The sequence below is a fragment of the Streptomyces sp. NPDC031497 genome (assembly GCF_055580905.1).
Genome location: NZ_JBVIKO010000012.1, coordinates 243,935 through 263,258 on the forward strand (window position 1 = coordinate 243,935; position 19,324 = coordinate 263,258).

The 19,324-nt window shown below is 72.4% G+C and carries 13 protein-coding genes; 6 read left to right on the plus strand and 7 right to left on the minus strand.

The features are described from left to right. Window positions 1-312 precede the first annotated feature (312 nt). Window positions 313-864, minus strand: a complete 552-nt coding sequence (locus ACZ5K7_RS25640) for an AAA family ATPase (protein ID WP_468916506.1) — start codon at window positions 862-864, stop codon at window positions 313-315. A 549-nt stretch (window positions 865-1,413) separates the two neighbouring features. Here ACZ5K7_RS25640 and ACZ5K7_RS25645 point away from each other — a divergent pair. The 3 genes from ACZ5K7_RS25645 (at window position 1,414) to ACZ5K7_RS25655 (ending at window position 3,619) form a co-directional block, all read left to right on the plus strand. Continuing rightward, entirely contained in the window at window positions 1,414-2,250 is an 837-nt protein-coding gene (locus ACZ5K7_RS25645; RefSeq protein WP_468916509.1) for an SDR family oxidoreductase, read from the plus strand. Between the two features lie 62 nt (window positions 2,251-2,312). Next, complete coding sequence (locus ACZ5K7_RS25650) at window positions 2,313-3,068, plus strand: SDR family NAD(P)-dependent oxidoreductase (RefSeq protein WP_468916512.1); 756 nt, start codon at window positions 2,313-2,315, stop codon at window positions 3,066-3,068. A 20-nt stretch (window positions 3,069-3,088) separates the two neighbouring features. After that, entirely contained in the window at window positions 3,089-3,619 is a 531-nt protein-coding gene (locus tag ACZ5K7_RS25655; protein WP_468916515.1) for a cupin domain-containing protein, read from the plus strand. Between the two features lie 4 nt (window positions 3,620-3,623). On the opposite strand, the gene ACZ5K7_RS25660 is transcribed toward ACZ5K7_RS25655, so the two are convergent. The 4 genes from ACZ5K7_RS25660 to ACZ5K7_RS25675 all read right to left on the minus strand — a co-directional run bounded on the left by ACZ5K7_RS25660 (window position 3,624) and on the right by ACZ5K7_RS25675 (window position 7,267). Further along, on the minus strand, window positions 3,624-4,265 hold the full coding sequence (locus ACZ5K7_RS25660; RefSeq protein ID WP_351699239.1) for a TetR/AcrR family transcriptional regulator: 642 nt from the start codon (window positions 4,263-4,265) through the stop codon (window positions 3,624-3,626). 230 nt (window positions 4,266-4,495) lie between these two features. After that, window positions 4,496-4,840, minus strand: coding sequence for a hypothetical protein (locus ACZ5K7_RS25665; RefSeq protein ID WP_468916518.1), 345 nt, complete (start codon window positions 4,838-4,840; stop codon window positions 4,496-4,498). A gap of 280 nt (window positions 4,841-5,120) precedes the next feature. Beyond that, window positions 5,121-6,191 (minus strand): fatty acid desaturase family protein, encoded by a 1,071-nt coding sequence (locus ACZ5K7_RS25670; RefSeq protein ID WP_468916521.1) that lies wholly within the window; start codon window positions 6,189-6,191, stop codon window positions 5,121-5,123. A gap of 242 nt (window positions 6,192-6,433) precedes the next feature. Next, window positions 6,434-7,267, minus strand: a complete 834-nt coding sequence (locus ACZ5K7_RS25675; protein WP_468916524.1) for a PIG-L family deacetylase — start codon at window positions 7,265-7,267, stop codon at window positions 6,434-6,436. Between the two features lie 556 nt (window positions 7,268-7,823). On the opposite strand from ACZ5K7_RS25675, the gene ACZ5K7_RS25680 reads away from it, so the two are divergent. Next, window positions 7,824-11,045, plus strand: a complete 3,222-nt coding sequence (locus tag ACZ5K7_RS25680; RefSeq protein WP_468916526.1) for an FtsX-like permease family protein — start codon at window positions 7,824-7,826, stop codon at window positions 11,043-11,045. 47 nt (window positions 11,046-11,092) lie between these two features. Then, complete coding sequence (locus ACZ5K7_RS25685; RefSeq protein ID WP_468916529.1) at window positions 11,093-13,924, plus strand: thioesterase domain-containing protein; 2,832 nt, start codon at window positions 11,093-11,095, stop codon at window positions 13,922-13,924. Between the two features lie 61 nt (window positions 13,925-13,985). Here the strand turns inward: ACZ5K7_RS25685 and ACZ5K7_RS25690 are convergent, their stop codons facing one another. Further along, window positions 13,986-15,017, minus strand: a complete 1,032-nt coding sequence (locus tag ACZ5K7_RS25690; protein WP_468916582.1) for an ABC transporter ATP-binding protein — start codon at window positions 15,015-15,017, stop codon at window positions 13,986-13,988. Between the two features lie 312 nt (window positions 15,018-15,329). After that, window positions 15,330-16,061 (minus strand): ABC transporter ATP-binding protein, encoded by a 732-nt coding sequence (locus tag ACZ5K7_RS25695; protein ID WP_450973177.1) that lies wholly within the window; start codon window positions 16,059-16,061, stop codon window positions 15,330-15,332. 277 nt (window positions 16,062-16,338) lie between these two features. Here ACZ5K7_RS25695 and ACZ5K7_RS25700 point away from each other — a divergent pair, with 277 nt between their 5' ends. Further along, window positions 16,339-19,131 carry a galactose-binding domain-containing protein gene (locus ACZ5K7_RS25700; protein WP_468916532.1) on the plus strand — a complete coding sequence of 931 codons (2,793 nt, stop codon included), beginning with the start codon at window positions 16,339-16,341 and terminating at the stop codon, window positions 19,129-19,131. Window positions 19,132-19,324 lie beyond the last annotated feature (193 nt).

Below are 19,324 nucleotides of genomic sequence, written 5' to 3' on the forward strand. Positions count from 1 at the left end.
GCAGGGCCTCGGCACCCGTTCGGATGAGCCGCCGACGTTCCCCGCGCGAAGGCGCCGGCCGCTCGGACACCGTCAACGACCGGAGGCGCGGCGGATCCCCAGACGAACCGGTCCCTCGGCGCGGTGCCGGGATCAGCAGATGAATTCCTTCATGACGGGCTCGCCGAGCACTCCTGCCGGACCGCAGCCAGGCCATCGGGGCGGCGACCAGACAGGTGGGCGCCGTCCTGAAGCGCGCCGGGATCACGTTCGCGCCGGCTGGCAGCGCAAGGCCCAGCAGGACAGCGGCTGACCGCGGCCGCCACGGCCCGGTCACACCCCGGAGGTTCCGCCGCCTCGGACCCGGGCCAGCACCTGGTCGGCCAACTCCTGCGGGGCCGACTCGCCGTCCAGGAACACCGTGTCACTGGGCAAGGTGTCGGCCGCGGCCATGCACCGCGCGATCCTTTCCTTGCACCAGCGCCGAACCCTCTCGTCCTGCTCAGGGTTGTCCGGGGTGAAGCTCCGGCCGTCGATCCGCTTCTCCAGAACCTCTCGGGAGACCTTCAGGAAGAAGTGGCGGACGTCGATGCCCGCATCCTTCAACGCACCGAAGATCTCACGGACGTAACCCGGATTGACCAACGTCATGGGGACCAGGACCGGACGGCGATACTCCTCGACCAGTCCCACCGCCAGATCGGCGACCTGCCGACGCCACAGCCGCAGGTCCTGGAAGTCGCCGGTCGGCACCTCCACGATCTCCCGCAGCACATAGCCGACCATCTCCGGGTCGTAGACCAGCGCCTCGGGCCAGCGTGGACGCAACTCGTCCACCAGCGTGGTCTTCCCGCTGCCGAACGCACCGTTCACCCAGACGATCAACGCGATCCTCCCCGCCCCGTTGCCAGGCGCCCGCGTCGGCCCCGGCATGTCGGATCAGCATGCCGCACGGTCTGGACGGGGCCGAACTTCACGGCCAGATCAGGCCCGGAAGATCGCTGAGTGGATCGGCACCTGCCGCCGACCGGAGTCGGCTCACGTTGCAGAAGCCATGAGGGCGGCGCCCACTTCCCGGCGCGTCTGTTCGCGAAAGCACGGTCGGAGCCCAGGTAAGCGGTGCCTGCGGTGATGAGCGGGGCGGGCGTCGTCGGGCAGGAGAACTCGCCGCCGACCAGGCTGGGAGACGCCCCGGAGGGCCATACACGTCACGCACGGAACGGGGCGACGTCAGGCCGGCGGAACCGGAAGACGCAACTGTGCGCGTCGGCCGTCGGTTCGGGTGGGCGATGCCGGTGCTGTGGTCGCCGCTCGGCGGATCTGGCGGTCTTGCGTCCATGACGTCTCCGGAGTACGTTTCCAAACGGGTCGACTCGAATCGAAATAGCCGCATCGTGAACCTCGCCGGCCGGGCCGGCGCACCAGGAGCCGCACATGAACACCGAGGTCAGCGTCGTCATCGGGAACGGGGGGATGGGGCGCGCCGTCGCGCGCAGGATCGGCGCCGGTCACCGACTCCTGATCGCCGACTCCAGGGAAGACGCTCTCGAGCCGGTCGCCGAGCAACTGCGCGACGACGGGTTCGAGGTGACCACGCGGAGCGTGGACGTCACCTCCCGCACGTCGGTGGCAGGACTCGCGCACGCCGCGGCGGAGCTCGGCAGGGTCACCCGTCTCGTCCACACCGCCGGCGTCTCTCCGGCCCAGGCGCCCATCCCCGCGATCCTCGCCGTGGACGTCCTCGGCCCGGCGCTGGTGCTGGACGAGTTCAAGGACGTGATCGCCCCCGGCGGTGCGGGCGTCGTCATCGCCAGCAACGCCGGGCACTTCTACCCGGGGCCGCTGTCGCCCGAGGACGTCCACGCGCTGTCCGAACTCTCCGCCGAGGACCTCGCCGGCCACGCGCTGCTGAGCCCGGAACGCTATGCCGACGGCAGCATCGCGTACCAATTCGCCAAACACGCCGCGCAGTTGCGGGTCAAGGCGGCGGCAGCGGGTGCCTGGGGCGACCGAGGGATCCGGCTCAACTCGATCAGTCCGGGCGTCATCTCCACACCGATGGGCCGCGCCGAACTCGAGGGCGGCGACAAGGGTTTGGTACGGGGCCTGATCGAAGCCTCGGCGATCAAGCGCCCCGGAGCCGCCGAGGAGATCGCCGCGGCAGCGGAGTTCCTGCTCGGCGCGAGCTTCGTCACCGGAACGGACCTGCTGGTGGACGGCGGTGCCGTGGCCGCGATCACCACCGGTCGCTTCGATCCGACCGCCTTCTGACCTCACCTTCCCACGGCCGTCTCCCGGCGGCCGGAGAACAACCGCACAGAAAAGACGCCACCATGCAAGACAGCGCACAGCGCTTCGCCCATCGCACCGTCCTCGTCACCGGCGCCGGCGCCGGCATCGGGCGCGCCACCGCGCTGCGCCTCGTCGCCGAGGGCGCCCGGGTGATCGCCGCCGACATCTCGGCCGAGAACCTGGACTCCCTCGCCGCAGAGGCGCGCGGCGACGGGGCGATCGTCGCCGTACCCGGCGACCTCACCGACCAGACCGTCGTGGACACGGTGGTGGCCGCGGGCGAGGGCCGGATCGACGGCCTGGCCAACATCGCCGGGATCACGGACGGCTGGCTGCCGGCCACCGAGATGGACGACCGTACGTGGCAGCGGGTCTTCGACCTCAACGTCACCGTTCCCATGCGCCTGACCCGTGCCGTGCTGCCGCAGATGCTGGAACGCGGCGAGGGCGCGCTGGTCTACGTCTCCTCCGAGGCGAGTTTCCGCTCCTCGCTCTCCGGCGCCGCCTACACCAGCTCCAAGCACGCCCTCAACGGCTTCGTGAAGTCCGTCGCCTTCTACTACGGCCGACGCGGCATCCGTGCGAACGCCGTCGCGCCCGGCGGGGTCAACACGGGGATGGACACAGCCTTCCGCTCCTCCTACGCCCAGGAGATGACCGCACCTGCCATCGCCGCCGGAACCCCTTCGGTCGCCCCCGAGGTCGTCGTCCATCCGCTGCTCTGGCTGCTCTCCGAGGACGCCCCCAACGTCAACGGCGTCATCCTGCCCAGCGACGGCGGCTGGACCACCATCTAGATGCGACAGGAGATCCCGCGATGACGGACAGTGCGGTGGACAAGGGGAACGTGCCGGAGGTTCGGCTCGTCGTCACGGGCCACGACGCCGACAACCGTGGCGTCATCGCCCGCGACACCCGGGTCGGACCCACACCGGGCCTGGCCGCGGACAGTTGGGAGGCCCGCGAACTGTGGAGTGTCAAGTCGCTGCCCTCGCTCCCGGACGACGGCCTGTCGGCGATCGAGTCGCACGCCTCCGGCCCCGGCAGTGTCCGGCTCATCCAGTGTGTGATCCACCCGGAGGGGGGCCCGCTCCCGCCCGGTGACCCGGACGTGACCTCCCGTACCGTCCTGCGGACCGATGACACCGCGATGCACTTCACCGCCTCGGTGGATCTGGTGGTCGTCCTCGAAGGGGAGGTGGAGATCGTCCTGGACGGCGCCCGCACCGTGCTCGGACAGGGCGACTTCCTCGTCCAGAACGGCACACGCCACGAGTGGCACAACTACGGGGACAGGCCCGCCCGGCTGGGCGTGGTCTTCCTCGCGACCGAGCACCGGGGCTTCTGACCGGCTAGGAACCGGTGGCCGGGTCCGCCCGCAGGCCGCGCAGCAGCACGTCGAGGAGCGAGTCCACCGACTCGATGCTCAGATCGTCGCGACGGGCGGTCACCCAGTACATGAGGGAGCCGAGGATCGCGTCCGCGACCGCGCCGAAGTCCGCGTCGGGGCGCACCTCTCCGGCCTCGGCCGCCACCCGCAGACGGTCGATGAACCCGGTCCGCTGCACCTGGGTGAAGCGCTCGTAGAGCCGCTCCGCGGTGGCCGGGTCCTCGCTCGCCGCCGAGGTGACGGCCCGGATCCGGTCGGCCCGGACCGGGTCGACGAAGTCCCGGGCGAGGGCGTGCGCCCAGGTGCGGACGTCCTCGCCCACCGGTCCGGTGCGCGCCGGCGGGGCGAGGTGGAAGGGCTGCGCCTCCTCCATCACCGCGTCCGCCACGACCATTCCCTTCGAGGGCCACCAGCGGTAGATGGTGTCCTTGCCCACTCCCGCGCGCGCCGCGATCGCACCGATCGACAACTTCTCGTAGCCCTGCTCGCCGACGAGTTCGCGGGTCGCGGAGAGGATGGCGAGCCGTGATGCCTCGCTGCGCTTGCGGCCCGGGGTGGGACGGGCATCCTCGCTGGTCGACGGGCGCTTGCTGGGCTGGCTCACCCGGCGAGTATAGGTCGCCCGCTCACCCACCGGTCCAGGAACGGTCGCGTCCCTGCCCCTGGGACGAATCGGATATGACGACGGTTCTTCGCGGGGCTTCCAGAGGTCCCGGAAGAGCCCGGGCACCCCGGTGAGCCGCCGCGACGGCCGGTTACGCGCTCCTGACCCGGGCGCATGAGGCTTGCGGTCGTTGCACGAGCCGGCGGGGGAGCCGTAGTCGGCGCTGCCGCTCATCCCACCTGGTCGTATCGCCCCAGGAACCGGAAGTCCCCGTTGCTGGCCCGGCTCGGTTCCCGCGCCGCCCCCGAGCGCGTGGGCTCGCGCGCCTCGGTGTCGGCGGCCGTCACCGGTACCACCCAGCGGGCGGTGAGCCCGGTGGCCAGCCGTACCTCGCGGCGGAAGCGGTCCCGGAAGGCGGGATCCGCTGCGTACTCGGCGCGGATCATCTTCACGGCGACGACCGCCCCGTCGGCGGCGCGGGCCAGATGGACCGTGCCCATGCCGCCGGTTCCGAGCCGGGTGAGCAGCCGGTGCCCACCGAGTGTCTCGGGGTTCTCGGCCCGCAGCGCACGCATCGCCCGCTCCCGCCGCCGTCAGGACGCGGGCAGCGTGCCGACGTAGGCGAACCGGCCGCCGTCGACCCGGTAGTGGTAGGCCTGCTGCACGGTGAGTTCTTTGTTCGTGTTGAACGCGTACGTCGTACTCAGCTCCTTGAAACGGGCCCGGGTGAGGGCCTTGGTGACCTGGGCGCGGCTGGGGCGCCGGACGCTCTCCCGGGCCAGGGCGGTGAGCCGGTCGGCGACCAGGCGGGTGGTGTCGTACGCTTCCGGCGCCCAGATACCCGGTGCGCTGCCGTCAGGACGCCTCGCGCTGCCGCCTGATGGGTTCTCCCACCCGGTGCAGGTGTGCGAGGGCCTCGCAGTAGGACCGCAGCAGCCCGGTCTCGTGGTACGGCACGCCGATCTCCGCGCAGTACTCCCGCACGATCAGCCGGGCGCGTCGCAGATGAGGGGTGGGCATGCTCGGGAACAGGTGGTGTTCGATCTGGTAGTTGAGCCCGCCGAGCATCATGTCCGTGAGCCGACCGCCCCTCACGTTGCGGGAGGTGAGCACCTGACGCCGCAGGAAGTCGGGCCGCTCGTCGCCGGTGAAGGTGGGCATGCCCTTGTGGTTCGGGGCGAACGTACAGCCGAGATAGACACCGAAGAGGCACTGGTGCACGGCGAGGAACGCCACGGCCTTGCCGGGAGAGAGCACCAGGAACAGCGCGGACAGGTAGGCCGCCAGGTGCAGGAGGAGCAGCGCGCCCTCCAGTACCCGGTTCTTCATGGACGGCGAGCGCAGCGCCCGCACGCTCGACACGTGCAGGTTGAAACCCTCCAGCGTCAGCAGCGGGAAGAACAGGAACGCCTGGTAACCGCCGATGAGCCGGGCCAGGCCGCGGCTGTCGCGTGCCTGGTCGGTGGACCACACCACGATGTCCGGAGCGACGTCGGGGTCGAGCTCCTCGTGGTTGGGGTTGGCGTGGTGACGGGTGTGCTTGTTCATCCACCAGCCGTAGCTCATGCCGATGGCGAGGTTGCCGAAGAGGCGACCCCATGTCTCGCTCGGGCGGCGCCTGCGGAAGACCTGCCGGTGTGCCAGATCGTGTGCCACGAGCGCCACTTGGCCGAAGACGAGGGCCATGGCGGCGGCGACAGCCAGCTGCCACCAGGTGTCGCCGAGCGCGAAGAAGGCCGCCCCGCCACCCAGCAGAGCCGCGATCACCAGGCCGAGCCGCACGGTGTAGTAGCCCGGGCGCCGGTCCAGCAGGCCTGCCTCGCTGATGCGTTGGGAGAGTCTGGCGAAATCGCTGCCGGGACCGGAGGGCCGCGATGCGGCGACGGGCGTCGCGGCCGTGACCGGAGCGTCGATGGAGAACGTCATACCGCCGAGTCTGGGCACGGCCGTACCGCGCCGACAGCGGGCCAGCTACCGGATCTGCAGGGGGACCGCCTCCGCACCCGCCGGGGGCTACCACCACTCCTACGCCGCTGACCTCGGCTTTTGACGTCGGTGCAGTTCCCCACGCCCGGCATCTTCGCGCCGGGCCACTTCGAGGAGGGCGTCACGCATGGTCCCCGTCGGCCGGGGATCCCCCCTCGGCCGTCAGCCCGGGGAAGCGGCGGTCAGCGCAGTCCGGCGAAGAGGTCGTTCTCGGGCACGGCCGCGCCGGTGGTGTCCTGGACGCGAACGAAGGTCTCGACGCCCATCAACTCGGTGAACCTCTCCGGGCCCATCCTGAGGAAGAAGATGTTCTCGCCCTGGCTGGCGTGCGCGGCCAGCGCGTCGAACTTCTGGCCGCCGAACGCGGTGGTGTCCACCCAGGTGGTGATCTCCTCGTCGGGCAGTCCGATCTTTGCCAGCGCGGCGGCCTCGGCGGGATCCGGCTCCGGCACGTCCGCACCGAACTCGCGCATGGTCTCGCCGAACCGCTGCATCATCGAGCGGGGCGCCGTCGTCCAGTACACCTTCGGTGTCGGCGCGGTCATCGCCAGCGCGGCCATCGTGATGCGGTGGGCCTGGATGTGGTCGGGGTGGCCGTAGAAGCCGTTTTCGTCGTAGGTGACGACCACATCGGGCTGGTAGCGCCGCAGGAGCTCCGCGAGCCGGGCGGCGCCCTCCTCCACAGGCGTCCGCCAGAAGGAGCCGGGAGCGTCGTTGGACGGCCAGCCCATCATTCCGGAGTCGGCGTAGTCCAGCATCTCCAGATGGCTGATCTTCAGGATGTCGCAGCTCGCTTCGAGTTCCTGACGCCGAATCGAGGCGACGGCCGCCGGATCATGCCCGGGATCACCCGGTTTGACACCATCCGGCCCGTCACCGCAACTACCGTCGGTACACGTCACGAGCACCGTGCGCATGCCCTCCGCCGCGTACCGCGCGAGGACGCCCCCCGTTCCCGTGGCCTCGTCGTCGGGGTGGGCGTGTACGGCCATGAGCGTCAAAGGCCGGTCGTTCATGAAGCAGTCCTCCTGTGTCAAAGGGCTCGGTCCGAGTCCGCGGCGCACCTGGCCGGGTACCCCTCAATAGCAGATGACCGGGTGTACCGCGGACCCGAGGGCGCCGGATCACGCCGGAGCGGGCGGTCCTTTTGTCTCTTTGTTCCCTACTCGCGCGGTACCGGTCTCCCGGCCGGTGCAACACCGCCGGGGGGACCTGCTGTTCCCGCCGCGGCAGCCCGGGCAACGGTCTTCGATCACCTCGCGAACCGCTCCCCGCCTGCGTCTTCAACCCGCGCGCAGAGGCTGACGGGCCTCGCGGAGCGCGGTGGCGGGTTCGGCCACCCTGGAGCCCCGGGCCCCAACAGATCAGTGATTCTTGCTTCGTTGGGGGATGCCTGGTAGGACTGTGGCGCGCCGTCACCGTCACATGTTCGATTTCGCGGGGGTTCATGTGGTCGCCACGGCCTTCACGACTTCGCCGCGGCGACGCCCGGGTGCCCCGCGCCCGGCCCGGCGGCTTCCCGCCGTTGCCAGGCGGGCCACGCAGCACGGGCTGGTACTGACCGCTGTGGCGGTGACCGTGCTGCTGTGTGCGACGGCGCTGGCCGCGCTCGCGGCGCTGGCGGGAAGTTCGGTGCAGGCGGGGGCCGTGCGGCGGCTGGCCGCCGACCTGGACGCGCAGGTGACCGTCAACGCGTCCTTCCGGGCCGGGGGAATGGCCGCCGCCGACCGGGACGTGCGGGCCGCCGGCGACCGGGCGTTCGCCGGGGTGCCGCACCGAACCTATGTGGGGCTGCTGGGCACGTCGCCGGTCTCGGTGACGGGGATCGACGGGGTCACGGGCCCGCCGCGCGGTCCCGGGGGCAGCGGGCTGCACCCGGTCGCGGTGCAGGACGGCGGTGAGTTCGGGCAGTTGGTCGCCGGCCGGTGGCCGGCCGGCACCGCCGACGCCCCGGCCGGCGCGTTCACCTCGCTGCCCGAAGTCCGGGCCGCCACCGGGTCCACCGCCCCGGTCGACGCGGCGGTGCCCGACGCGCTGGCCAAGCGCCTGGGCGTCGAACCCGGTTCCGCCCTCCGGGTGCGGGACGCCTTCGACCGCACCATGACCCTGCGGATCACCGGCGTCTTCCGGGCGACCGGTGCCGTCGGGTTCTGGCCCGCGATGGCCGGCGTACTGACCCAGGGCGAGACCGCCGACCAGGACCTGCTGGTGGTCTCGGCGTCGGCTCTCAACGGCAGCACCGTCCTGAACGGGCACCTGACAGTCCACTGGACCGTGCAGCCCGACTTCTCCCGCCTCGACGCGGGCAGCCTCGCCGGGCTGCACGACCGGGTGCGTGCCTTCTCCGGCAGCCAGAGCCGGGTGTCGGTGTTCGGCGGACGGCCGCCGTCACTGGACGACCTGAACGTGGTCTCCGGTCTGCCGGGCGCGATCGACGACCTGACGGTGCCGATGGTGGTGGCCCGGTCCTCGCTGTACCTGCCGAGCGTGCTGCTGGCCGTCCTCGCCCTGGCCACCCTCCTGCTGGCCGCTCGCCAGCTGACCCTGCGCCGGCGCGGTGAGCTGGCCCTCCAGCAGGCCAGAGGCGCCGGCACCCTGCGGTTGCTGCGCGGCGCGGCGGCCGAGTGGGCGCTCACCGGCGTCCCGGCCGCCGTCGCCGCGCCCTTCCTGGCCGGGCTGCTGCACCCCGGCAGCCGGGGCACCGGCGCGTGGGCGGCGGTGGGTCTGACCCTGCTGGTGCACGCCGCGGCGGTGCTGCTGCCCGTGCTGCCGTCGGCGCGGTCGCGGCCGGCCCGCGGTGCGCGGGCCGCCGCCGCGCAGCGGCTCGGCGCCGACCTGGCGCTGCTGGCCGTCGCGGCCCTGGGGTATCTGGAACTGCGGCGGCACCACTCGCTGATCGCCGACGTGGGCTCCGGCGGCGCGTCCGCGGACCCGGTGCTGGTCCTGGTGCCGACCCTGGTGGCCGGCGCCGCCGCGCTCCTGCTGCTGCGGCTGCTGCCGCTGACCTCCGTGCTGCTGGACGCGTTCGGCCGTCGCAGCCGGGGCCTGGTCCTCGCGCTGGCCGGCTGGCAGTCGAGCCGGCGGGCCGCGCGCAACGCGGGACCGGTGGTGCTGATGTGCCTGGCCGTGTCGGTGAGCGCCTTCGCCACCACCGCGCTGGCCTGCCTGGGCGGCCTGGCCTCCGAGCAGGCCGCGTTCACCGTCGGCGCGGACGTGCGGATCTCCCCGTCCGCGGACGACGGCTACCCCTCCTCCGTGCTGGGCGCCGCCTACCGCGCGCTGCCGGCGGTGACCGCCGTGACCCCGGTGACGCAGGCGACGGTGCACCTGCCCGGCGGCGCCACCGAGGACCTGGTCGGCACGATCGGCGGGCCCGCTCCCCGCACCCCGTCACCGGCCGTCTTCGGGATACCGCTGCCCGGGCGACCGACCGCGCTGCTGCTGGACGAGCGGCTGCGCAGCGACGGCAGCCGCGCGGCACCGAGCCTGGAACTGACCGTGCAGGACGCGTCCGGCGTCGTCAGTACCGTGGCGACCTACCTGCCCGCCGCCGACGGGGCCAGGCACACCGTCGTGGTCCCCCTCGACGTGGCGCTGAGCGGCGGCCATCCGCGGACGTATCCGCTGACGGTGACCGCCGTCGACGTCCTGCCGCAGCCGGACATGCGTCCCGCGCGGCTGGACCTGGAACTGCTCCGGGTGGGCGCGCGGGGCACCGCGGACACCTGGGTCCCCCGACTGCCCGGCGGCCAGGTCTGGACCGACGGCACGGATCACGCCGCCGACTCCACGGCGGGAGCCTGTGAAGGACAGCCGGCCGGCCGCTACGATCCCGGCACCCCCGGGGTGTGCTCAATCGTTCCGGGCGGCTCCGAGGTGCTCCGGACCACCATCAGCACCGGCAGCCGGCCCTCCCGGGCCATCAGCGAGGTCTTCGGCGGCCTGGCCGACAGCGACTACGACACCCGGCCCGGCAGCCAGGTGCGGCTCCTGGCCGGCCCGGCCGGCGAGCCGGCGCCGCTGCCGGTGCGCGCCGACGCCTCGGCGCTGCGCGACGCGCGCCTGAGCGTGGGCAGCACCACCACACTGGATCTGGGCGGCGGCCGGGTCACCGCCACGATCGTGGGCCGGGTCGACCCGCCGCCCGGACTGGGCCGCGCCCAGGGGCATCTGATCGCCGATCAGCGTCGGCTCGCCACCGCGCTGACGCTGGCCGGTGCCGACCAGGAGGATCCCGCGTTCTGGTGGATCGCCGGCACCGACAGCGCGCGTACGGCCGCCGCCGCCGAGGCACAGCCCGCGCTGGGCCGCGTCACCACCACGGCGCGCACCGCCGCGTCCCTGCAGGCCGATCCGTTCCGCAGCGGGCTGCGCCGGGTGCTGGAACTGGTCCGGTACCTGGCCCCCGGTTTCGCGGTCATCGCCTTCACCGTGCACGCGGTGGTCTCCACCCGGCAGCGCCGCAAGGAGTTCGCCCTGCTGCGGGCGATCGGCGTCCGTTCCCGGAGCCTGTCCGGGCTGCTGGGCGCCGAGCAGCTGGGTCTGGCGCTGTTCGCGGTGGTGCCGGGGGCGCTGATGGGCATGGCCCTGGCAGCGGCGGTGCTGCCGCTGGTCACCGTGGACGACAGCGGACAGGCCCCCTATCCGCCGCTGCCGCAGGTCATACCCTGGGGCACCGTGGCGCTGACCGCGGTGGCGACCGCGCTGGCCATCAGCGCGGTCGTGCTGACGCTGGCCCGGCTGCTGGCCCGGGTGGACCTGGTACGGGTACTGCGAGCGGGGGAAGACCGTTGAGCCGGGCGGCCGGGCACGACCGGAGAGGGCGGACGGGGACGCAGCCCGTGGGCACGGGCGCGGCGGTGACCCGGCGTCTGATACGCAAGGAGACCCGCGGTGACCTGCCCATGCTGGCCTGCCTGGCGGTGCTGGTCCTGGTGCTGACGGCGCTGTGCGCATGGGCGCCCGTGTTCGCGGGCCGCCAGGAGGACCGGGCGCTGCGGCAGCGCGTCGACGCCGCGCAGGTTCAGGCGCCCCTGATCAGCCTGAGTACGACACCGGAGGTCTTCAACACCTCGCCGCCCGCCGTGGACATGGCCACCCTGCTCGGCGCCGGCCGCACCCTCACCGACCACCTCGGCGGCTCCGCCGCGCGGCACCTGGCCTTCGCCGGCGGCGGCAGCTACGACTACAACCAGGCGTCCCTGATCTCCCCGCGGCCGCCGGGGCCGGCGAACACCAGCACCCTGCTGACGGTCAGTTACCTGCCGTCCGCGCGGGCCCACCTGCACTACGTCAGCGGCCGCGCGCCGGCCGACCACACGCCGCTGGGCACCGCACCCCAGATCGGCTTGTCGCAGGCCACCGCGCGGGCGCTGGGCGTGCGGACCGGCAGCCGGCTGACCCTCGACTTCGCCAAGACGCTCGGCGTGCAGAGCGCACCGCCCCGCGCGGAACTGCTGGTGAGCGGCGTCTACCGCACCACGGCCGCGGCCGACGGCTTCTGGACCGGCCGGGAGACGCTGGACCAGCCGTCGCGCTACCCGGCGGAGCGCTCCGCCGGCACGGTGCTCGCCGTCCGCGGCCTCGTCGGTCTCGACGCCGCCGACCTGCTGGCCGGCTCCGGGGTGGGCGGCCCACGGGTGACCTGGCAGGTGCGCGCCGACCTGTCCGGGGCGGCACTCGACCGGGCCCGCGCACTGACCGGGCCACTGTCCCACTACAGCGCGGACCTGAGCGCCACCCTGTGCCAGGGGCTGGATCCGATCACCGGCGACGTCAGCTGCCAGGTCGGCGGCCAGGCCACCGGGCCCCTGCTGGTGAGCGACTTCCTGACGCCGCTGCTCGCCGCGTTCACCGCTCAGGACCAACAGGCCAGGGCACTCGCGACGTTCGCCGTCGACGCGCTGGCCGCGGTCGCGCTGGCCACCGTCACCGTCGCGGTACGGCTGCTGCTGCGCCGAAGGCAGGCGCACCTGCGGTTGCAGCGCGCGCGGGGCGCGTCCACCGCGCGGCTGGTGCTGCTGCGCTGCGCCGTGGCCTGGCCGGTGGTGCTGATCGCCGCCCTCCTCGGCTGGGCGGCCGGACGGGCCCTCGCACCCACCGGCACGTCCGGATCACCGCAACCGGTGCCCGCCGCCCTCGCCGTCGCGGTGGTGGCGCTGACGGTGCCGCTGATGACCTGGCTCGCGGTCCGCGAGCCGCGCAGGCCCGGCCGGCTGCGGCGCTCGCGCCGGAAGACCGCCGTCGGCCGGCGCGTGGTCCTGGAACTGACGGTGCTGCTCGCGGCGGCCGCAGGCGTGGTCGCGCTGCGCTCGCAGGGCCCCGACGGGATCCTGGGCGCGGTGCCGGTGCTGGTCGCGCTGGCCGTCGTACTGATCCTGCTGCGGATCTATCCGCTCGTACTGCGCCTGGTGCTGCGGCAGGCCCGGCGCGGCCGGGGAACGGTGGGCTTCATCGGAGCGGCCCGGGCCGCCCACGACGCCCCGGCGACCGGACTGGCCCTGTTCGTCCTGGTCCTGACCCTGGGCACGGCCGTGTTCGGCGGTCTCGTGCAGCGTACGATCGGCGACGGCCTGGCCACGGGGGCGGCCTGGACCACCGGCGCCGACGCGAGCGCGACCGTGGCCGGGACCGTGGCCTCCGCGCCCGGCGCGGACACCGGGATACGGACCGCCCTCCAGCGTCTGCACACTCTCGACCTGGTCGGACAGGCCGACGGCGCGGTGATCTCCCGGGTCGCCGTGATCACCGTGGATCCCCGGCGACTGGCCGCCGTCGCCCCGAAGTCGCCGCTGGCCGGCGCCCTGCTGTCCGGTCTTGCCACCCCGCCGGGAACCCGGGCCGGCGCCGGCGTCCCGCTGCCCTCCCTCATCTCACCCGACCTGCGGGCGAGCGAACGCACCGGCGGCTTCACCACCACGGTGGTGACCCAGGGGCAGCCCCCGGTGGACCTGACCCTCAAGCCGGTCGGCACCCTCACCGCCGCGGAACTGCGCGACCCCCTCCTCGGGCCGGTCACGGCGCAGATCCCCGCCGGTTCGCCCCTGCTGATCACCACCGCCGGCGCCGAGCATCTGCTGCCCCAGCAGCCCTCGGGAAGCACCGTCCTGCTCCTCAAGGGCGGTGCTTCCCGAGGGCCCGCCACCGCCGGGCCCGCGGCGCTGCGGTCGGCGGCGGCCAAGGCACTCGGACCGCTGGCCCGGATCCGCGTGCGCTCCGAGACGCTGAGCACCCTGCGCGCGGACGGCCTGACGCGGGGACTCGGCACGATCTACACCACCACCTCGATCCTGGCCGCGCTCTCCGGCCTGCTCGCGCTCGCCCTGGAGCTGACCCTCACCTCCCACGAGCGCGGCCGCACCGCCTCGTTCCTGCGCACGCTCGGACTCGGCGGCAAGGAAGCCGGGGCGCTGCACTTCCTGCAACTGCTGCCGCTGGCGGTGGCATCGGCGGTGGGCGGCACGCTGCTCGGGCTGCTCGAACCGCGTCTCATGGCACCGACACTGGACCTGCGGCAGTTCACCGGCGGGCCCGCCCAGCCGGCACTGCGGACCGACTACTCGCTGACCGTCGCCCTGGTCGTCGGCGTGACCGGGCTGATCCTGGCCGCCGCGACCACCGAGACCGTCCTCGCCCGACGGCGCCGCCTGGGGGCCGTACTGCGCCTCACGTGAAACGCCGCGCACACGGCGGCTGCCCGCGGCTGCCCGCGGAGGCCACCGGAGGAACCGCCTACTACGCGTTCTCGGCGTTCTGGCCGCCGTCCGACGCGTTCTCCGCGTTCCCCGCGCTCTCCGTATTCTCCGCGTTCTCCACACGCTCGGCGTGCTCCGCGTCGGACTTCGCCCGCCGGGCCGCCTCGTCGGGCCATACGCCGATGTGGTCGCTCTCCAGGGCCAGCCGCACCCGCTTGCGCATGTGCAGGCGCTCGGTGAACTCACCCGGCAGCTGCAGCCGACCGCTGGCGTCCAGTACCGCGTACTCCTCGGCAGTGAGTACATCGACACCGTCCTCGCCGGTGGCGACCCGGCGCAGCACCTCGGTCGAGGTACGGCCGTTGCGGATCCGTACGGTGCGCTGGACCTGCTCGGACACCAGCGCGTCGTGGGTGACCACGATCACGGTGACGCCCAGGTCCTCGTTGGCCCGGCGCAGCGCGGCGAAGACCTCGTCGCTGGTGGCGGTGTCGAGTTCGCCGGTGGGCTCGTCGGCGAACAGCACCCGGGGCTCATTGGCGTTGGCGACGGCCACGGCGACCCGCTGCTGCTCGCCGCCGGAGAGCGTGTCGGGCATGCGGTCCCGGCAGTGGCCGACGGACAGCAGATCGAGCAGTTCCTCGGCCCGGGCCCGGCGCCGGGAGCGCTTGACCCCGGTGTACGTCATCGGAAGCATCACGTTCTCGGCCGCCGAGAGGTAGGGCAGCAGGTTGCGGGAGGTCTGCTGCCAGACGAAGCCCACGGTGGTACGCCGGTACGCCAGCCGTTCGCGGCGCTTCATCGTCAGCAGGTCGTGTCCGGCGACCTCGGCGGCACCCGCGGTGGGCACGTCCTGGCCGGAGAGGATGCCCAGCAGGGTGGACTTGCCGGAGCCGGAGGCTCCGATCACCGCGATCATCTCGCCCTGGGCCACGGCCAGGTCGAGGCCCTGGAGGGCCTGCACCTCGATGCCCTCGGTCTGGTAGATCCGCACCAGGTTCTCGCAGACGACCAGCCCCTCCTCGCGCCGCGGGGCGGCTGCCGCGGCGGCCCGCCGGCGCAGCTCGTCCAAGTCCGGTACCCCGGTCGCCTGTTGGTGCACTGTCACGCGGTCCCCCGAGGAGGTGAAGTCTGCGGATGACACTGTCGGACAGCCGTCAGGGTAATGCGGAAGTCCGTGCGACATGCTCGCCGTCCAGGACGTTCCACGGCTGGATGCCGCCGCCCGCCGCCCGCCGCCCGCCGCCCGCCGCCCGCCGCCGCCCGCCGCGCTCAGGGCGAGTCGCGGGCGGCCGGTCCATGACCGCAGCCCGTCTCGGGGTTCGGGGCGCCCTTGCCGTCCCGCCCGGCGTCGGCTTCCGCCGCCGGGCCGCGGGCGGTGCCGTCAGCTGTCCTCGACGATGCGGCCGTCACGGAGTTCGAGCACCCGGTCGGCCAGCGCGAGGAGTTGTGTGTCGTGGGTGGCGACGAGGGCGGTGACGGATTCGCTGCGGACGACGGCGCGCAGCAGGTCCATCACGGTGAGACCGGTGTCGGCGTCGAGTTGGCCGGTGGGTTCGTCGGCGATGATCAGGGCCGGGTTGTTGGCGAGCGCGCGGGCGATCGCGACCCGCTGCTGCTGGCCGCCGGACAGCTCGCCCGGACGCTGGTCGGCGTGGTCGGAGAGGCCGACGAGGGAGAGCAGAAGGTCCACGCGGGCTTCCCGGTCGCGGGCCGGGACCTTCCGCAGGCGCAACGGGACCCCGACGTTCTCGGCGGCGGTCAGGATCGGGATGAGGCCGAAGGACTGGAAGACGAAGCCGATGCGGTCGCGGCGCAGCGCCAGCAGGTCGTCGTCGCCGAGCCCGGCCAGATCGGTGCCGTCCAGGACGATCCGGCCGCCGTCCGGAGTGTCGAGGCCACCGACCAGGTTGAGCACGGTGGTCTTGCCGGAGCCGGAACGGCCTCTGAGGGCGACGAGTTCGCCGCGCGCCACGCTGAAGGAGACACCGCGCAGGGCGTGGACGGCGGTGTCGCCGCTGCCGTAAGTGCGGCGCAGGTCCTCGACCACCACCATCTCGCCGGCCGGCGTCCCGACGTCCGCAACAGCGCTGTGACCGCTGGACTGCTCGCTCATACGTCCTCTCCCGCCCCGCCCGGCCCGGCCGGAGCGGTCCTGCAACCGCACCGTACGGTACGCCGGACCTCCGCCGGAAGGTCAGCCATGGACGTACCGCCCGGCACCTACTCCGCGATCACTGGTCCCTCGCGTCATCCAGGATTTGCGTTCTGAGGAAAGAACCTTGCAGCGACTTGGGAGATTAATTCTTTACTTCGTCGGAATCTAGCGGGGTGGATGAGGGCTCTGTACGGTCGGGGCGCCGGTCTCCCCCCACTCCGTGAAGGAGCCTCACATGCTGACGATCTCCAGACCCCGGCGACTGGCGGTGGCCGCCGTCGCCGCGGTCGGCGCGATGTGCGTGTCCGTGTTACCCGCCGCTGCCACTCAGGCGGCGCTGCCGACCAAGGCGCACGCGGCAGCGAGCGCGGCGGCGGGTGCGACGACGCCGTTCTCGGTCTACGAGGCCGAGGCGGGAACTCCAGGCGGGGGCGCGGCCGTCCGGTCGCTGACCTCGGCGCCGACGACGCAGTATTCAAGCGCCGCCCTGGAGGCTTCGGGCCACTCCTACGTCCACCTGGGCGACACGGGCCAGTCCGTGCAGTGGACGAACACCACCGGGCAGCCGATCTCCTTCCTCAACGTCCGCGCCAGCATCCCGGATTCGGCGTCGGGCGGCGGCGTCACCGGAACGCTGAACCTGTACGTCAACGGCGTGTTCCGGCAGGCGCTGAACCTCAACTCGAAGCAGAGCTGGGTGTACGAGGGCAACGGCAACTACAACACGAGCGACAACCAGAACCCGGCCGACGGCGACCCGAGGGTCTTCTGGGACGAGTCGCACACCTTCGTCACCGGGGCCCCGATCCCGGCGGGCGCCACGTTCTCGCTGCGCAAGGACGCCGACAACAGCGCGTCCTTCTACGACGTGGACTCCGTCGACGTGGAGAACCCGCCGGCGCCGCAGACACAGCCCGCGAACTCGATCTCCATCACGAGCTGCGGTGCGGTGGCGGACAACACCCCGACCAACGGCGCGGCCGACAGCCAGTCGGTGGACAGCCGGGCCGCCATCCAGAGCTGCATCGACCAGGCCCGGTCGCAGGGCAAGACCCTGTGGATCCCGCAGGGCACCTTCTACGTGAAGGGCACCGCGGGACTGAACGCGCAGGGCATCACCATCGCGGGCGCGGGGCTCTGGTACAGCACGGTCTACCGTGACGTCCCGGTCCCCAACAGCACACCGCTGGCAGCCCTGTTCGACCTGACCTCCTGCACCGTGCGTAACTTCCACATCGACGCCAACGCCGTCAGCCGCAGCACCATCGGCGGGGACGGCGGCGCGATGGACACCACCGGCACCAACTGGCTGGCCGACGGCATCTGGACCCAGCACACCATGTCGGGCTTCTGGGCTTCCGGCACCGGTGGCAGGGTGCAGAACAGCAGGCTGACGTCGATCTGGGCGGACGGGATCAACGTCAACAACGTGTCGCTGAACGCGGACACCGGGAACGACCTGACGGTCACGAACAACTTCGTCCGCGGCACCGGGGACGACGCGATCGCCATCAACTCGGTGAACTACAACACCAACGGCGACGGTTCCCAGACCGTCTACAAGCCGATGACCAATGTCACCGTCAGTGACAACACCTCGATCGCGCCGTGGGGCGGCAAAGGTGTCGGGATCTACGGCGGCAGCGGCCACCAGGTGAGGAACAACTACATCAGCGACACCGCCCGCTACATCGGGCTCGGGGCCGGGCGCTTCGGAGTCAACGGCAGCGACCTGCTGTCCGCGACCGTGACCGGCAACACCGTGGTCCGCTCCGGCGGCAACGCCTACGGCCAGGGCCAGCCCGCCCTGCACATCGGCAACGGCGGCGACGGACAGAACACCGGGATCGTCGACAAGGTCACGGTGACCGGCAACACCGTCAACGACTCCCTCTACGACGGGATCGCCTTCTCCACCTCGACCAACACCCTGCTCCAGGACAACACCGTCAACGAACCCGGCCGCAACGGCATCGCGATCTCGCCGTCGTTCTACCCGGCGCCCACCGGCTCCGCGACGATCACCGGCAACACGGTCACCGGGCTCGACCCCGGCGCCTCGGCCTTCGTCAACAACTCCACCGGGTTCGTCGCGACGCTGAGTGACAACCACTGGCCGCCGCCCGCCCCCGAAGGCCCCTACGGCGGCACCCCGGCCGCCGTGCCCGGCACCGTGCAGGCGGAGAACTACGACACCGGCGGCCAGGGGGTCGCGTACAACGTCACCTCCGTCAACGGCAACGCCAACTCCTACCGCGCCGACGGCATCGACCTGGACAGCACCTCGGACTCCGGCGGTGGTTACAACCTCGGCTGGACCGGCGCCGGACAGTGGTTCCGCTACACCGTGGACGTCGCCGCGGCCGGGACCTACACCGTCAACCTGCGGATCGCGGCCCCGGCCGCGGCGGCCGGGGCGCTGCACCTGTCGGACGCCTCCGGCACGAACCTCACCGGAGCCGTCGACCTGCCCGCCACCGGCGACTGGCAGACCTGGGGCACCGCGACCACCCACGTGACCCTGCCCGCCGGCCGACAGGTCCTGACGCTCCATCAGGACACCGGCGGCTGGAACATCAACTACCTCGACTTCACTGCCGACACCGTCACCCCGGGCACCAACCTCGCCGCAGGCAAGCCCACCAGCGAGTCCAGTCACACGGACGTCTACCCGTCGTCGAACGTCACGGACGGCAACCAGGGCACCTACTGGGAAAGCGCCAACAACAGGTTCCCGCAGTGGGTCCAGGTCGATCTCGGCTCGGCCCGCAGCGCCTCGCGCGTGGTCCTGCAACTGCCCGCTGCCTGGGGCGCCCGCACGCAGACCCTCACTCTCGGCGGCAGCACGGACGGCACCACCTTCACCACCCTGAAGTCCTCGGCCGCCTACACCTTCGACCCGGGCACCAAGAACACCGTCACGCTCACCTTCCCCGCCACCACCCAGCGCTACTTCCGCGTCACCGTCAGCGCCAACAACGGCTGGCCCGCGGGTCAGGTGTCCGAGTTCCAGATCTGGACCTCCTGACCCCACCCCTCCACGGTGCCGCCGGACGCCCCGTCCGGCGGCACCGCCCTGTGCGGGGTCCGGCGCCGGCCGCAGCCTCGAGACGACACATTAGATCTTGCAGGCTGAATTTTTATTGTTGCAATGCTCTGTCTAGTTCTTGCGTGTCCATGTCGAGGATATTACGGTCCCCCTCGCGTCGTTACCGCCCCCT

What these genes read in the sequence shown, in the direction of transcription:
- ACZ5K7_RS25695 (WP_450973177.1), bottom strand. Translation starts at nt 16,061, where the DNA reads ATGAGCGAGCAGTCCAGCGGTCACAGCGCTGTTGCGGACGTCGGGACG.
- ACZ5K7_RS25645 (WP_468916509.1), top strand. Translation starts at nt 1,414, where the DNA reads ATGAACACCGAGGTCAGCGTCGTCATCGGGAACGGGGGGATGGGGCGC.
- ACZ5K7_RS25700 (WP_468916532.1), top strand. Translation starts at nt 16,339, where the DNA reads ATGCTGACGATCTCCAGACCCCGGCGACTGGCGGTGGCCGCCGTCGCC.
- ACZ5K7_RS25655 (WP_468916515.1), top strand. Translation starts at nt 3,089, where the DNA reads ATGACGGACAGTGCGGTGGACAAGGGGAACGTGCCGGAGGTTCGGCTC.
- ACZ5K7_RS25665 (WP_468916518.1), bottom strand. Translation starts at nt 4,840, where the DNA reads ATGCGTGCGCTGCGGGCCGAGAACCCCGAGACACTCGGTGGGCACCGG.
- ACZ5K7_RS25650 (WP_468916512.1), top strand. Translation starts at nt 2,313, where the DNA reads ATGCAAGACAGCGCACAGCGCTTCGCCCATCGCACCGTCCTCGTCACC.
- ACZ5K7_RS25675 (WP_468916524.1), bottom strand. Translation starts at nt 7,267, where the DNA reads ATGAACGACCGGCCTTTGACGCTCATGGCCGTACACGCCCACCCCGAC.
- ACZ5K7_RS25670 (WP_468916521.1), bottom strand. Translation starts at nt 6,191, where the DNA reads ATGACGTTCTCCATCGACGCTCCGGTCACGGCCGCGACGCCCGTCGCC.